Genomic DNA, 12,859 nt, shown 5'->3' with positions numbered 1-12,859 from the left:
CCGTCAGGCGTGCTCGCCGGAACGGTGTCGCTTTCGTGGCCGGGCCTCCAGCTCCAGGAGGTTCAGCAGGTACTGACCGAAGTAGGCCAGGTCCTGTTCGATCGCCGCGCGCGCGGCCGGGCCGTCGCCGCGGCGTAGCGCGTCCAGGGCGTCCTCGTGGAAATCGTTCAGACGTAGGGAGAGGTCGGCCTCGGTGAACAGCCGGTTGAAGAACGGCCCGACCTGTAGCCAGAGCGTCTCGATGAGACGCAGCAGCACCGGGTTGCCGCAGGCGCGGTAGAGCGTCAGGTGGAATTCGCTATTGGCTTCCAGGTAGGCCTGTACCTCGCGTCGGCGCAAGGCGTCCTCCATTCGCCGCAGACAACCTTCGAGTCCTTCCAGTGCCTGCTCGTCCAGCCGGCCGCTGGCGCTTTCGGCCGCCAGCCCTTCGAGGGACAGGCGCACCTGGAGGATCTGCAGGAAACGCTCGCGGGTCATCAGCGGCACCCTGAGCGAGCGTTGTGCCTCGCCCTCCAGCGCCCCTTCCGCCACCAGCCGTTGCAGGGCGGCGCGAACCGGCATCGGGCTGGTGCCCCACTGGTTCGCCAGGTCGCGGATCTTCAGTCGCTCGCCGGGCTGGAAACGTCCGGCCAGCAAGTCTTCCCGCAGTCGTTGGTAGAGTCGTTCCTGGAGATTCTCGGCCATGGTCAGCTCCGGGTCGCCGGTGGCGCCGGAAGCTGGGAAAGCGTCAGGCTGCAGTTGCGCATGTTCAGCTCCGTTTGTTTTCGATCAGGCAGTTGCCGCCATCCACCACCAGCAGTTCGCCGTTGACGAAGCTGGCTTCGGGCGAGGCGAGGAAGGCCACCGCGGCGGCCACCTCTTCGGGCCGGCCGGCACGTCCGCTGGGGCTGGCCAGGGCGGCCTGGCGTTCTTCGGCGGTGCTCGAGGCGGTGGCGATCCAGCCCGGCGCGACGCTGTTCACCGTGATGCCGCTCTTCGCCACCTCCAGCGCCAGGCCCATGCTCCAGCCGACCAGACCGGCCTTGGCCGCGCTATACGCGGCTTCGCCCGGGTTGCTGCCGCGGGTTCCGGTGGTGGAGGCGACGTTGACGATCCGCCCGTAGCCGCGCTCGCGCATGCCCGGCAGCAGGCCGCGGGTGAGCAGGAAAGCGCTGGTCAGGTTGCGCGACAGGGACAGTTGCCAATCCCGCAGCGAGGTCGCTTCCACTGCGCTGAAGGGCTCCGCGCTGTCCAACTGGGCCATGCCGGCATTGTTCACCAGGATGTCGACCCGTCCCCACTGGGCTTCGGCCCAGTCCAGCAGGCCCTGCACCTGGGCTTCGTCGGTCAGGTCGGCGCTCGCGGCGCGCACGTCGTGACCACATGCGCTCAGTTCCTCCGCTCGTTGCCTAATCCGCTCGCTGCTGGCGGTGATCAGCAGGCGCACGCCTTCGCGGGCCAGCCGCCGGGCAATGGCGAAACCGATGCCGAGTTCGCTGCCGGCGCCGCTGATGAGCGCGACCTGACCTGTCCACTTCGAAAAGTCATTCATTTTTGTGATCACAAAATTGACATGGAAAACAGATTATCAGTGCTTTCAAATACTGTATTGACTTTTTTGTGATCACAAATGAAAGTTGTGCGAAATAAAAAACGAGGTGTTCGAAATGACCGCCAGTGGCATCGCCGAAGCCGCCGTGGAAACCTTCATGGCCCGCGAGCAGCAACGTTTCCTTGCGCAGAATCCACAGTCCGTCGCGCTCGCCGAGCGAGCCCGGCGCGCCTTGTTCGACGGCGTACCGATGCACTGGATGAGCGATTGGTCAACACCCTGTCCGCTGTTCGTGGAGCGTGCCCACGGCGCGCGTTTCCATGATGTGGACGGCCACGCCTACGTGGACTTCTGCCTGGGCGATACCGGCAGCATGTTCGGCCATTCTCCGGCGCCGATCGCCCGGGCGCTCGCCGAGCAGGGCGCGAACGGCCTGACCACCATGCTTCCGGGGGAGGATGCCATCGTCGCAGGCGAGCTGCTGGCGCAGCGCTTCGGCCTGCCGTTCTGGCAGGTAGCGACCACCGCTACCGACGCCAACCGCTTCGTCCTGCGCTGGGCGCGTGCGATCACCGGTCGCAAGGTGGTGCTGGTATTCGACGGTTGCTACCACGGCACGGTCGACGACACCCTGGTTCGCTGCCGCGACGGCCGCACCGTGCATCGCTCCGGCCTGCTCGGCCAGGCCCACGACCTCACCCAGTTCAGCCGCGCGGTGCCGTTCAACGACCTCCAGGCCCTGGAGCGGGCGCTGGCCAGCGAAGACGTGGCCGCCGTGCTCTGCGAGCCGGCGATGACCAACATCGGCATGGTCCTGCCGCAACCCGGCTTCCACCAGAAGCTGCGCGAGCTGACCCGTCGTCACGGCACGCTGCTGATCATCGACGAGACCCACACCATCTCCACAGGTCCTGGCGGCTGTACCCGCGCCTGGAAGCTCGAGCCGGACTTCATCACCCTCGGCAAGCCGATCGCCGGCGGCGTACCGTGCTCGGTGTATGGTTGCAGCGCGGCGATGGCCAGCGCCATGCAACTGGCCAGGGCACGTGCCAGCGAGCAGAGCGAAGGCCACGGCCACAGCGGCATGGGTACCACGCTGTCGGCCAACGCCCTGGCGATGCGCTGTATGCGCGCCAACCTGGAAGAGGTGATGACCGATACCGCCTACGCCCACATGCTGCCCCTGGCGGCGCGTCTGGCCGAGGGCTTCCGCAGGATTATCCACAAGTACGGCCTGGCCTGGTCGGTGACCGAGCTCGGCGCGCGCAGCGAGTTCCAGTTCTGCCCGCAACCCCCACGCGACGGCGCGGCCGCCGAGGCGGCGTTCCACGACAGCCTGCAGATGGCCTTGCACCTGTATCTGATCAACCGCGGCATCCTCATCACGCCGTTCCACAACATGACCCTGTGTTGCCCGGACACTCGCCAAGAAGATGTCGACCGCCTGCTCTCCAGCCTCGACGAGGCGCTCGGCGAGCTGCTCGCCATACCCGGCGCGCGGGAGGCCTGAGATGCATTTCGCCGATCCGCGGGAAGCCCGCGAGTTCCTCGCCGCACACCCCGAGGTGCGCAGCATCGAGCTGTTCCTGATCGACGCCAACGGCGTGCCGCGCGGCAAGCTGCTGCATCGCGACGAGCTGCTGGCGGTCTACGAAAGCGGGCGGCCGCTGCCGAGCACCATCCTCGGCCTGACCATCAATGGCGATGACGTCGAGGAGACCGGCCTGGTCTGGGACGTCGGCGATGCCGATTGCTGGACCTTCCCGCTGCCCGGCAGCCTGACCCTGCAACCCTGGCGGCAGTCACCGACCGGCCAGGTGCAGGTAAGCATGCATCCCGAGCTCGGGCTACCGGCCGCGGCGGGCGATCCCCGGCATGTGTTGCAGCGGGTTATCCACAGTCTGCAGGCGGAGGGTTTCCACCCGGTGATGGCGGTGGAACTGGAGTTCTACCTGCTCGACCGCGAACGCGACAGCGACGGCCGGCCGTTGCCGGCGTTACAGATGAATGGCCAGCGGCCGCGGGCGACCCAGGTCTATGGCGTCTACGAGCTGGAGCAGTCGCAGCCATTCCTCGATGACTTGTATGCCGCCTGCGAGGCCCAGGGCCTGCCGGCGCGCACGGCGATTTCGGAGTACGCGCCGGGGCAGGTGGAAATTACCCTGCAGCATCGCTTCGACACGCTCCAGGCGATCGACGAAGGCGTGCGCTACAAGCGCCTGGTCAAGGGCGTGGCGAATCGCCATGGGTTGCAGGCCTGCTTCATGGCCAAGCCGTTCGCCGATCTTTCCGGCAGCGGCCTGCACCTGCACGTCAGCCTGGCCGACGCCGCTGGCAACAATCTGTTCGCCAGCGAGGACCCGGCCGGGACCCCGCTGCTGCGCCAGGCCATCGGTGGAATGAAGGCGTGCCTGCTGGAGTCTTTGGCGCTGTTCTGTCCGAACGCCAACTCGTTCCGCCGCTTCCAGGCGAACAGCTACGCGCCGCTGGCGCCGACCTGGGGAATCAACAACCGCACCGTGTCGCTGCGGGTTCCCGGCGGCCCGGCGTCCAGCCGGCACATCGAGCACCGCATCTGCGGCGCCGACGCCAATCCCTACCTGGCGGCGGCGGCGTTGCTCGCGGCGGTGCGCCTGGGGATTCGCGAGCGACTCGACCCCGGTGCGCCGATCACCGGCAACGGCTACGCTCAAGCCACCCAGGCGTTGCCGAGCGACTGGCTGACCGCGCTGCGCGCGCTGGAGGGCTCGGCCTGGGCGCGCGAGGCGCTCGGCGAGGATTTCCTGAAGATCTACCTGGCGATCAAGCAGGCCGAATACCGTGCCTTCATGGGCGAGGTCGGCGAGCAGGACTGGCGCTGGTATCTCAACCAGGCCTGAATGAACGGCTGCCGGCGTTGCCGGTCAGTCATTGAAGCGGGCGGCCGATTGGCCGTCGGTGTTTTCCACGCGGCACAGGAGTAAGGAAAAGCAGATGAGCACGCCCGTCGTTCTTATCACTGGTGCAGCCGGCGGCTTGGGCCGGGCAATCGCCAAGCGTTTCGCCCAGAGTCATTGGCGCATCGCCGCCACGGATGTGGATAAGGAGGGCCTGCACGCGCTGAACGCGCAGGTGCCGTTGGACGCCAGCGGGGTCGCCGACCTGCGCAGCGCGGATAACTGCCATACCCTGATGTCGAAGATTCTCGCCCGTACCGGACGTCTCGACGCCCTGGTGAATGCCGCGGGCGTCTGGCGCGAGGGGCCTGTGGAAAACTTCACCGAGGAGGATTTCGACCTGGTCCTGGGAGTCAACCTCAAGGCCTCCTTCTACATGTGCCAGGCCGCGATTCCCTACCTGAAGGAAAACCAGGGCAGCATCGTCAACATCTCCAGCGACTCCGGACGCCAGGCCTACCGGGGTTCGGCGGCGTATTGCGCGAGCAAGGCGGCGCTGACCATGCTGAGCAAGACCCTGGCGCTGGAACTGGCCGAGCAGGGCGTGCGGGTCAACGCCGTGTCGCCGGCGGATATCGCCACGCCGATGCTCGACTACCAGGCCGAACGCTATGGGATGGGCAATCCGGATGGCTACAAGCGCGCGCTGCTGAAGGATTATCCACAGGGCAAGGCGGCACGCTTCATCCGCCCGGAAGAAGTCGCCGAGCTGGTCTGGTATCTCTGCGGCCCTCAGGCCGAAGCGATCACGGGTGCCGACCTGGCGGTGGACTTCGGCCTGTCCGCTGGCCGCTGAGTGGATTTTCCACGGGTCGCTCCGCTGGAGCGGCCTGTGGAAAAGTTTCAGTCGTCCCTGGCCTGACTGGATATCTTCACCCAGTTACCGGCGGCGGCGATGCCCATGCCGCCGTAACCCTGGCAGTTCCCGCCAAGGCTCTCCACCACTCGCAGGTCGATGCCTTCCTGCCATACCAGCAGGCTGCAGCCGGCGCCCAGGCCTTCGCTGCGCAGCCGGTAGAGCGCGCCTTGCCCCTCCAGCCGACCGGACAGCTCGCCGACCGCCGCGGGCCCATATTCCATCAGTTTCTCCGGATTGCCGATGCGCATCAGGGCGAAGCTCGCCTGGTAGCCGCCCTTCACCGGTTCGATCTGCAGGCTTTCCCATTCGGCCTGCCCGGCGTAGCGCAGGTAGTGCCCGGCGAGGCCCTGGAGGGACGGATAGTCGACTTTCAGGGCAACCTGTTCCAGGTTGTAGCGCGTGGCTTTGCCGCTGTAGCCGCGATCCAGCGCCAGGTTCATCCAGGCGCGGGCGCGTCCCGGTTGCCCGGCCTTGAGGCTGGTCAGCGCGAGATTGTTCAGCGCCTGTTCCGAGTCGGCTCCGCCCTGCTCCTGGCGCTCGGCCAGGCGCAATTGCCAGGCGAAGGCGTCCAGCGCCTGTGGATAACTCCCCTGTCGATAAGCCTGGGTGCCGCGCGTGTTGCATTCCGCGGCGGTGGCGCAGGGCGTATCCTCGGCCTGGATGGCAGCGGCACCGATGCCGGCAAGCACGGCCAGGGCCAGGAGAAGGATGCGTATGGCGGCAGGCATTGGAGCGATTCCCGGTGGAAAAGGGCCAGTCTAGAAAAGCCCGCGGATGTCTGCACGACCCGGCGCGATTTCGATCATGACGATTGAAAATTTGTGGCCGCTGCCGTCTTCGTTTGCGTCTATGGTGTCCCCCGCCCGTCCTGATGAGAGAAAAAGCGCTATGCAACCCGGAAACAACCAACTGTCGATGACCGTGCTGATGACTCCGGACATGGCCAATTTCTCCGGCAATGTCCATGGCGGCACCCTCCTGAAGTATCTCGACGAAGTCGCCTATGCATGCGCCAGTCGCTATGCCGGTCGCTACGTGGTGACCCTGTCGGTGGATCAGGTGATCTTCCGCGAGCCGGTGCATGTCGGCGAACTGGTGACCTTCCTCGCTTCGGTCAACTACACCGGGCGGACTTCCATGGAAATCGGCGTCAAGGTCATCACCGAGAACATCCGCGAGCAGTCCGTGCGTCATACCAACAGCTGTTTCTTCACCATGGTCGCCCTGGATGACGAGCGCAAGCCGGTGGCCGTCCGCCCGCTGGAGCTGGAAACCGCCGAGCAGAAGCGCCGCTTCGCCCAGGCCCAACAACGCCGCCAGCTGCGCGCGGAGCTGGAGGCCCGCTACCAGGCGATTCGCGAAGACGGATGAGGAAGGCTGCCGGTGTCCGGTCGAGCCCGCTTCGGACCTGCTGCCGTTTCGCGAATTTTCGCAGCTTTTCATAAGAAAACGCAGAGGTTTGCCTCTGCTGGCGTCCATTCCTGACATTTCTTGATAAGAAACCGGCGTGCCTGTTAAAACTCCAGCAACGTCAACGGGTTAACCTGTCGGTATCGCGCCGGGTTTCGCCAGGAACCATAGCCGCCGTCGGGTCGCTCGAATGCCATGGGCCGGTCGCTCTGCCCGGCTCCGTTGGCGGAAAGCCTTTCCGCCTTGCCGTCACGGGCGCGGGTCCGTGATCCATTTCGAACGTCGTCGTCCGCCGGCCAGGCCGCGGAGGACGCGTTCCCCGTGTTGCCGGGAGTCCTGATGCACCATACGCCGTTACTCACTACACTCGCCGCGGGGTTCGTCCTCGCCTTCCTCTTCGGGGCCCTGGCCAATCGCCTGCGCATTTCGCCGCTGGTCGGCTACTTGCTCGCGGGCGTCCTGGCCGGGCCGTTCACTCCCGGCTATGTCGCCGACCAGGCGCTGTCGCAGGAAATCGCCGAACTCGGCGTGATCCTGCTGATGTTCGGCGTCGGCCTGCACTTCTCGCTCAAGGACCTGCTCTCGGTGAAGGCCATTGCCATTCCCGGGGCGCTGGTGCAGATCGGCGTCGCCACGCTGCTTGGCATCGGCCTGGCCAAGCTGCTCGGCTGGAGCTTCGGCGGCGGCCTGGTATTCGGCCTGAGCCTGTCGGTGGCCAGTACCGTGGTGCTGTTGCGCGCCCTGGAGCAGCGCCAGTTGCTGGACACCAAGCGTGGCAGGATCGCCATCGGCTGGCTGATCGTCGAGGACCTGGCGATGGTCCTGACCCTGGTGCTCCTGCCGGCGCTCGCCGGCACCCTCGGCGGCAAGACCGACGGCGGCGACGCCGGTCTGCTCTGGCCGCTGCTGATTACCCTGGGCAAGGTCGCCGCCTTCGTCGCCCTGATGATCTTCGGCGGTCGCCGGGTGGTGCCCTGGGTGCTGGAGAGGATCGCCGCCAGCGGTTCGCGGGAGCTCTTCACCCTGGCCGTGCTGGCCATTGCCCTGGGCATCGCCTATGGCTCGGCGGTGCTGTTCGGGGTGTCCTTCGCGCTAGGTGCCTTCTTCGCCGGGATGATTCTCAACGAGTCCGAGCTCAGCCACGAGGCGGCGGAGAACTCGTTGCCGCTGCGCGACGCTTTCGCGGTGCTGTTCTTCGTCTCGGTGGGGATGCTGTTCAATCCGATGATCCTGTTGCAGGAGCCACTGACGGTCCTGGCCACTTTCCTGGTCATCGTCTTCGGCAAGTCGGTGGCCGCCTACCTGATCGTCCGCGCTTTCGGCCATCCGAACAGCACCGCACTGGTGATCGCCGCCAGCCTGGCGCAGATCGGCGAGTTTTCCTTCATTCTCATCGGCCTGGGCATTGGCCTCGAACTGGTGCCGGAGCAGAGCCGCGACCTGGTGCTGGCCGGGGCGATCCTGTCGATCCTGGTCAATCCGCTGCTGTTCATCGCCATCGATCGCCTGCAGCAACGCAAGGAGCAGCGCCTGGCGGAGGCCGCTGGCGGGGTCCGCGAGATGCCGGCGCAGGACCTGCCGCCGCCGATCCTGGAGCGCGAGCATGCGGTGCTGATCGGTCATGGCCGGGTTGGCGGGTTGGTCAGCGCTCGCCTGCGCGCCGCCGGGACGCCCTTCGTGGTAGTGGTGGACAAGCGCGACAAGGCCGACGAACTGCGCGAACAGGGCTACAGCGTGGTCCTCGGCAATGCCGCCAGTCCCGGCGTGCTGGAGCTGGCCAACATCGCCGAGGCGCGCTGGTTGCTGATCGCCATTCCCAACGGCTTCGAGGCCGGGCAGATCGCCAGCCACGCCCGCGCGGTGAACCCGCCGCTGGACATCGTCGCCCGGGCGCATTTCGACGCCGAGGTGGACTACCTGGAGCAGAACGGCGCCAACCTGGTGATCATGGGCGAGCGCGAGATCGCCTGCGGCATGGTCCATCGCCTGGGACTCGACCGTGACGAGCGCGGCGCCGACGCACCGCTGCCGCAGTCGGCCTGACATGTTGCGCCGTCTCTACGACTGGACCCTGCGCCTGGCCGGCCATCCCCGCGCGGAGCTGGCCCTGGGCGGGGTGACCTTCGCCGAAAGCTCGTTCTTCCCGATTCCGCCGGACGCCTTGCTGGTGCCGATGGTCCTGGCCAACCGGGCCAAGGCCTGGCGCTACGCGGCGATCTGCGCGATCAGCTCGGTGCTGGGCGGCATCGCCGGCTATTTCATCGGCTTGCTGCTGTTCGAGAGCGTGGCCATGCCGATCCTGGCGTTCTATGGCTTGCTGGAGAACTTCGAACAGGTCGCCGAACGCTACAACGAACTGGGCTGGCTGATGGTGCTGCTGGGCGGCGGCTTCACGCCGCTGCCGTACAAGGTGATCACCATTACCAGCGGAGTGACCCAGCTCGACCTCTGGCTGTTCGTCGGCCTCAGCCTTGTCGCCCGCAGCCTGCGCTTCGCCGCTACCTGCGCTTTGCTGTTCTGGGCTGGCCCACGCCTGAAGACCCTGATCGAGCGGCGTCTGGGCATGGCTTTCGTGCTGATGGCGGTGATGGTGGTCGGTGGGTTGATGTTGGGGAAATACGTTCTTTAGCCAGCAGTCGGGTGACGGCCCAGGCGCTTGAGCGCCAGCATCGGTTTGCCCAGCAGAGCGCTGAGTTGTCTGGAGCGTTGCATGGCCGGACTTTCTATGAAACGGAAGGATAGATACGACGCGAGCACTACCAGGGGAGTGATCGCACCTATGACCAGCCAGTGTTCCAGAGCGGAAAACGCCTTGGCGTTGTCCCTGCCGATCAGCAGTTCGAAGCTGATGAATAGGATGCACCCGTGCAGCAGATACATGCTGTAGGTCATTTCGCCGAGGAAGCGGGACAGTGCTTGAGTCAGCAGGCCGAATAGGCTCGAACCCGCCGCAATCAGCAGGAAAGCCAGGCCGAGAATGAGGATCGCCGTTTCCTGATAGGCGCTGGGAAAGAGCACTCCGGGTAGGAGCAGGAGCGCCAGGCATAGGAGATTGCCGGGGATACTCGCGGCGAATCGCTGCAGGTGCGTCGAGCGTACCGCGAGCGCTGACAACCCACCAGCGACGAACATATAGGCGAGCGTCCAGTTCGGCTGCCAGGCTTTCAGTACCAGCCAGATCATGCCTGCCATGATGGCCATGGCTACTGGGGAAGGACGGTTCCCGAGCAGGACGCCGAGGAATGGCAGGCAGAAGTAGAACAACCACTCATAGGGCAGCGTCTAGGTCACCCCTGCCACGATGCGGAATGTCCCGATGAAACCGTTCATGTCAGGCTTGCTCGGTATCGAGAAGAGCAACCAGTCGAGCACCTTGCCAAGCAGGGCCGAGGGCGCCTCGCGCAGGGAAAAGCCGGTGGCCGTGAACACCAAAAGGAATAGCAGTGCCATTGCCAGGAGATAGGCTGGGAGCAGCCGGGCGATCCTCGATGCATAGACATCCAGCCATCTGATCGGCGTACCGCGGCTGTGCAGGAGCTTGTGAGCGAAGAGGAAGCCGGTGACCATGAAGAACAGCGCGACGCTGGTCTGGCCGAAATGGGCGTAGAGCCGGGACGGCGGTAGTTGCCAGAGACCATCCTTCAGGTAGTAGTACCAGATGGACGAGTGATGGAGAAAAACGAAGAACGCCAGGTAACCGCGCAGGCCGTCGATGGTGACGAACCGGGAAGCGGGCAGGCGCGCGCTGCCAAGGCGACGAAGAAACTCACAGGTGGCGAGCGCCACAGCCAGGCAGGCTAGGGCAGGTAGGGCGCTGGTGGGGCTCATTCGTCGGTCTATCTCTGTCGGAAGACCGAGAATGATATGTCAGATTCCTACATTGCGAGTGAGCGAGCTTCGAATTTGAGACGTGGGTGTGCGATCCGATCCTGCGCCCGCACCAGCTCCAGCTCGTAGCTGCCGCAGGCCTGGGTTTCCAGCAGCACTTCATGGACCGCGGCGCCGGTGAATTCGAAGGCGTTACGCAAGTCGTCGCCGAGCAGCAGGCGAGAGAGGAACAGCCCCGAGGCCAGGTCGCCGACTCCGACCGGTTGCCGCGGGAAGGCCAGCAGCGGGCGTTGCAGGTGCCAGGCCTGATCGGCGGCCACCAGCAGCATCTCGAAGGTGTCGCCGGCCTTGCCCGGATAGTTCAGGTGCTTTACCAGGATTGCCCTGGGACCGCGTGCCAGCAGGCTCCGTGCCATTTCCACGCAGTCGGCGAGGGAGTTCGGTTGGCGGTCGCAGAAGCTGTCCAGCTCCAACTGGTTGGGGCACAGGTAGTCGGCGACCGCGGCGGCTTCTTCCAGCAGGAAGTCGCTGACCTCCGGGGCCACGATGCAGCCTTTTTCCGGGTGGCCCATGACCGGGTCGCAGAGGTACAACGCCCGAGGGTTGGCCTGTTTGATCCGTGCCACCACGTCGAGAATGGCGCGGCCCTGGGCGGCGCTGCCGAGATAGCCGGACAGCACCGCGTCGCAGTTGCCCAGTTCGCCGATGCCGGCAATACCGTCCACCAGCGCCGGGATCTGCTCCGGCGGCAGCACCTGCCCGGTCCATCGACCGTACTGGGTGTGGTTGGAGAATTGCACCGTGTTCAACGGCCAGACGTTGATTCCGATGCGCTGCATCGGGAACACCGCCGCGGCATTGCCGGCGTGGCCGAAGACCACATGGGACTGGATGGCGAGCAGGTGGGGCGTGCGTGGCATGAGACGACTTCCTACAGCTGAGTCGGCGCAGTATGGGGGCTAATTCACATGGCGAAAACACCCCCCACTCGCTGCCTGCCGGGAGAACGGGTAAGCTGACCTTCCCCCTACACCGGATTCCGCTCGTGACCCTGGGTAACCTTTTCGTCATGCTCCTGTTGGGCGCCGCCGCAGCCTGGTGGTGGCGCGCCCATGGCGTGCGCGAGCGGGCGTTGCTGCTGGCCAAGCAGCATTGCGCCAAGCAGGGCGTGGAACTGCTCGACGAGAATGTCGCGCGCCGGCGCCTGCGCCTGGCCCGTGACCACCGTGGGCAGTGGCGGCTGAGCCGCGAGTTCGGTTTCGAATTCACCGTCAGCGGCGAGGAACGCTACGCCGGGCGCATCGTCATGTATGGCTATCACCTCGGCGCCATCGAATTGGCCCCGCATCGCTTCGAGGCGGCCGCCGAGGTCGACAACCCGCCGGTGCATAGCGCCGAGGTGATTCGCCTCGACGAGTGGCGGCAGTCCCGGCAGAAAAAGGTCGGCGACTGAGGCGGCAGAGCGTCAGGGCAGTATCCCGAGAGCCTTGAGACTGGCCTTGCCCAGTTCGACGCGCTTGCCGATGTCGGCCTCGCCGCCGGGCATGTCGATGTTCAGGGCGAAGCCGTAGAGCCGCTCGTTGCGCTTCACCCAGCCCACCCACCAGCCGAGTTCCGGCGTGCAGTCGAAGCACCAGCCGGTCTTGCCGTGCAGCTCCCAGCCCGGGCCGCTTTCCAGCAGGGTCATGGCGCGCACGGTGGACTGCACCGGGGCGGGGAATGGCAATTCTCCCTGCGCCAGTCGGAGCAGAAAGCGGGTCTGTTCCATCGCGCTGATCTTCAGCGGTCCCACCAACCAGAAGTTATCCACAACCTGGCCGATTTCCGCGTTGCCGTAACCCAGGCGCGAGACATCGGCGCGCATCCGCTCCAGGCCGATGCGTCGCGCCAGTTCCTGGTAGACCGGTACGTTCGATGCCTTGATCGCCTCGCGCAGGCTCATGTCGTGCTCCCAGGCCTTGAAGCGCTGGGGCTTGCCGCCATAGGGAAGAACCTCGTCGGCGGATTTAACCGCCCCTGTGGATAAGCCGATCAGGCTGTTCGCCACCTTGTAGGTGGAGGCAGGAACGAAGCGAGTTTCCGCGCGCTCCCGGTCATGGCCGACATAGCGCTGCCGCTGCACATCGTAGAGGACGAAGGTGCCTTTCACCCCGGCCGCGCCGAATAGCTTGTCCACGGCCTGGCTGTCGTTCCATTCGCTGGCCTGGGCATGCCCGGAAAGCAGGAGAAGGGCGCTGAAGAGGAGAGGGCGCATGGCTCGGTCCTGTGGGGGTCATCCTCCCTGGGACCGATGGA

At 65.7% G+C, this 12,859-nt stretch carries 12 protein-coding genes and 1 pseudogene; 7 read left to right on the top strand and 6 right to left on the bottom strand.

Annotated features, from left to right (window positions below; genetic code table 11):
- Positions 1-3: 3 nt before the first annotated feature.
- Entirely contained in the window at positions 4-684 is a 681-nt protein-coding gene (locus LE197_RS28255; RefSeq protein ID WP_003097059.1) for a GntR family transcriptional regulator, read from the bottom strand.
- Positions 685-748: 64 nt separating this feature from the next.
- On the bottom strand, positions 749-1,531 hold the full coding sequence (locus LE197_RS28250; protein ID WP_003099690.1) for an SDR family NAD(P)-dependent oxidoreductase: 783 nt from the start codon (positions 1,529-1,531) through the stop codon (positions 749-751).
- Between the two features lie 115 nt (positions 1,532-1,646).
- Here LE197_RS28250 and LE197_RS28245 point away from each other — a divergent pair, with 115 nt between their 5' ends.
- From LE197_RS28245 to LE197_RS28235, 3 genes are all read left to right on the top strand, one after another.
- Positions 1,647-3,041, top strand: a complete 1,395-nt coding sequence (locus tag LE197_RS28245; RefSeq protein ID WP_023089776.1) for an aspartate aminotransferase family protein — start codon at positions 1,647-1,649, stop codon at positions 3,039-3,041.
- Position 3,042: 1 nt separating this feature from the next.
- On the top strand, positions 3,043-4,410 hold the full coding sequence (locus tag LE197_RS28240) for a glutamine synthetase family protein (RefSeq protein ID WP_057386913.1): 1,368 nt from the start codon (positions 3,043-3,045) through the stop codon (positions 4,408-4,410).
- Positions 4,411-4,504: 94 nt separating this feature from the next.
- On the top strand, positions 4,505-5,263 hold the full coding sequence (locus LE197_RS28235; RefSeq protein ID WP_003097046.1) for an SDR family NAD(P)-dependent oxidoreductase: 759 nt from the start codon (positions 4,505-4,507) through the stop codon (positions 5,261-5,263).
- A 47-nt stretch (positions 5,264-5,310) separates the two neighbouring features.
- Here the strand turns inward: LE197_RS28235 and LE197_RS28230 are convergent, their stop codons facing one another.
- A complete protein-coding gene (locus LE197_RS28230) occupies positions 5,311-6,054 on the bottom strand; it encodes a hypothetical protein (protein WP_003118448.1) in 744 nt (247 codons plus the stop codon).
- 160 nt (positions 6,055-6,214) lie between these two features.
- Here LE197_RS28230 and LE197_RS28225 point away from each other — a divergent pair, with 160 nt between their 5' ends.
- The 3 genes from LE197_RS28225 to LE197_RS28215 all read left to right on the top strand — a co-directional run bounded on the left by LE197_RS28225 (position 6,215) and on the right by LE197_RS28215 (position 9,365).
- Positions 6,215-6,697, top strand: a complete 483-nt coding sequence (locus LE197_RS28225) for an acyl-CoA thioesterase (protein WP_003097040.1) — start codon at positions 6,215-6,217, stop codon at positions 6,695-6,697.
- A gap of 378 nt (positions 6,698-7,075) precedes the next feature.
- Positions 7,076-8,779: a YbaL family putative K(+) efflux transporter gene (gene ybaL, locus LE197_RS28220; protein WP_003099695.1), complete on the top strand. Its 1,704-nt coding sequence runs from the start codon at positions 7,076-7,078 to the stop codon at positions 8,777-8,779.
- A gap of 1 nt (position 8,780) precedes the next feature.
- On the top strand, positions 8,781-9,365 hold the full coding sequence (locus LE197_RS28215) for a YqaA family protein (protein ID WP_003114135.1): 585 nt from the start codon (positions 8,781-8,783) through the stop codon (positions 9,363-9,365).
- Here the strand turns inward: LE197_RS28215 and LE197_RS37365 are convergent.
- Together LE197_RS37365 and pdxY are read right to left on the bottom strand one after the other, a co-directional pair.
- Positions 9,362-10,564: pseudogene (locus LE197_RS37365) on the bottom strand (acyltransferase family protein). The gene LE197_RS28215 and the pseudogene LE197_RS37365 overlap by 4 nt on opposite strands.
- A 47-nt stretch (positions 10,565-10,611) precedes the next feature.
- Positions 10,612-11,484, bottom strand: a complete 873-nt coding sequence (gene pdxY / locus LE197_RS28200; RefSeq protein ID WP_003122320.1) for a pyridoxal kinase PdxY — start codon at positions 11,482-11,484, stop codon at positions 10,612-10,614.
- 32 nt (positions 11,485-11,516) lie between these two features.
- On the opposite strand from pdxY, the gene LE197_RS28195 reads away from it, so the two are divergent.
- Positions 11,517-12,017, top strand: a complete 501-nt coding sequence (locus LE197_RS28195; RefSeq protein WP_003122321.1) for a DUF3301 domain-containing protein — start codon at positions 11,517-11,519, stop codon at positions 12,015-12,017.
- Between the two features lie 12 nt (positions 12,018-12,029).
- On the opposite strand, the gene LE197_RS28190 is transcribed toward LE197_RS28195, so the two are convergent.
- Entirely contained in the window at positions 12,030-12,818 is a 789-nt protein-coding gene (locus LE197_RS28190; RefSeq protein WP_049291121.1) for an OXA-50 family oxacillin-hydrolyzing class D beta-lactamase OXA-1014, read from the bottom strand.
- Between the last annotated feature and the right edge of the window lie 41 nt (positions 12,819-12,859).

Source organism: Pseudomonas sp. PS1(2021) (genome assembly GCF_020405165.1).
Lineage (GTDB): Bacteria > Pseudomonadota > Gammaproteobacteria > Pseudomonadales > Pseudomonadaceae > Pseudomonas > Pseudomonas aeruginosa.
The sequence above is the reverse complement of the archived record's forward strand: the minus strand, read 5'-3'. Positions and strand labels throughout refer to the sequence as shown.